Source organism: Rhodoplanes sp. SY1 (assembly GCF_046000175.1).
Lineage (GTDB): Bacteria > Pseudomonadota > Alphaproteobacteria > Rhizobiales > Xanthobacteraceae > Rhodoplanes.
In genome coordinates, this window is the sequence record NZ_JBEOMB010000529.1 from 1 (window position 1) to 998 (window position 998).

A 998-nucleotide genomic window follows, 5' to 3' on the forward strand; every position below is an offset into this window, starting at 1 on the left:
TTGATCGTTTTTCCTCAACAGATCCAGATTGACACGGTCGACAACGGACGAGCCGACCACTTTCTGGAGGTCGGGAAAGCGGTCGACAACGAAATCGTTCAAGCGCTTAGCCGCTTCGATTTCGCCGGCGTTGCGGAGCCGATTGACCTCATTGACCAGGCGAATATCGACCGTGCGGTACTGGGTCAGTATCCTGCGAATTTCCGGCACCTTGAAGATGCCGTGTGCCTGTCGGACCTGGACCTCGTCGTCGAGAATTGTTTCGATGCGTCTGACGATGTCGGGATCCATCTCGTAGGGCCGCACTCCATCGCCGCCTAGCTGAAACAAGAACCAGGAGGCGTAGAACCAGCCCCTGAGCGCGAGATAGTATCGACGGGTGCCGGCCTCCTCGTGATTTTCGAGCCATTCGAGGAGGTCTTTGCATGCGAACAGGCGTGAGAACAACGTCTCCGCGTCCGCAGACGACTCGAAGCGACATTTCTCATTCGCGAACGCACTGGCCGTGCTGGGAGAGACGCCGTAACGAAAGAAGTAGATATCGAGCTTCGTGATCCGCGAGAAGACCGAGACGTTGATCTTGACGATCTGACGCTTGTCGTCGTTCCACCGGGCCGCGACATCGAGCGTCGCCTTGACACCGTCGACCGCGCTGTCCACAGGACGGTCGAAGGTTGTCGGCACCGTCTGACCGACCACGGTCTGGGTATACGTATCGATAACCGCGAACTGCTTGATAGTGGCCGGTTCGTTTGCGAAAAGCCGGATCTGAACAACATTGGTTGGGGTCGTGGCGGAGTTCTGGGCGAGCGCGATACACGACGAAAGAGATACGCCAACGGCGCCGAAGAGAGTTCGGACCACCGATGATCCGAAACGGTTCCCCTCACCAATCCACCGGCTGCGAATCGAGGTCCAACGCATCGTCGGCATCGTATTTCTCCTAAGACGTAGATGTCCCACGCTGGTGGGCGCCCTCGAGCCCGACTAGCATCAAG

At 57.9% G+C, this 998-nt stretch carries 1 protein-coding gene; it reads right to left on the minus strand.

The window, feature by feature from the left end; genetic code table 11:
• Positions 1 to 933, minus strand: a 933-nt coding sequence (locus tag ABTU92_RS30765; RefSeq protein ID WP_408095310.1) for a hypothetical protein, incomplete at its 3' end; no start/stop codon positions are given.
• Between the last annotated feature and the right edge of the window lie 65 nt (positions 934 to 998).